The organism is Pseudomonas sp. K5002 (assembly GCF_013386655.1).
In the GTDB taxonomy this organism is placed as follows: domain Bacteria; phylum Pseudomonadota; class Gammaproteobacteria; order Pseudomonadales; family Pseudomonadaceae; genus Aquipseudomonas.
The window spans coordinates 1-563 of the sequence record NZ_JACARK010000732.1; the positions used below are offsets into that span (position 1 = coordinate 1).

Here is a 563-nt window from a genome sequence, read left to right on the forward strand (position 1 = left end):
CATGGACGTGCTGAAAGTCGCCGCCCTGCCCCTGGCGGAACTGCGGGATGAGTTGAATGAAACCTGCTTCCTGGCCGTCTGGGGTAACCAGGGCGCGACGGTGGTGCATATCGAGCCGGCGGTGCGCGCGGTGACGGTGGTCACGCAATTGGGCTCGGTGTTGCCGTTGCTCAGTTCGTCCACCGGGCTGGTGTTCAGCGCGTTCCTGCCGTCGCGGGAAACCGTGGAGTTGCGCGAGCGGGAGATTCAGGCGGGCGTTGCCCATGCGTTGGCGGATGACCAAACCTACGCCACCACCTGTGAGCAGATCCGCCAGCGCGGCTTGCACTTTGTGCATGGTTTGCTGATGCCGGGTGTGGACGCGTTGTCGGCGCCGGTGTTCAACGCGGTCGGGCAAGTGGCGGCGGTGTTGACCGTGGTGGGGCCGACGTCGCTGTTCCATGCCGATGAAGACGGCCCGGCGGCGAAGCGTTTGCTGGCGGCGACCCAGGCGGTGAGTTGGCGCATGGGTTATCAGCCCTGACGCTCAGTATCAGGCACACAACAGAACAAAATGTGGGAGC

The 563-nt window shown here is 64.7% G+C and carries 1 protein-coding gene; it reads left to right on the forward strand.

Annotated elements, in window-relative coordinates; translation table 11 throughout:
• Window positions 1-523: IclR family transcriptional regulator (locus HX846_RS27310; protein ID WP_178966478.1), on the forward strand; the 523-nt coding region annotated here is incomplete at its 5' end.
• Window positions 524-563: the final 40 nt, after the last annotated feature.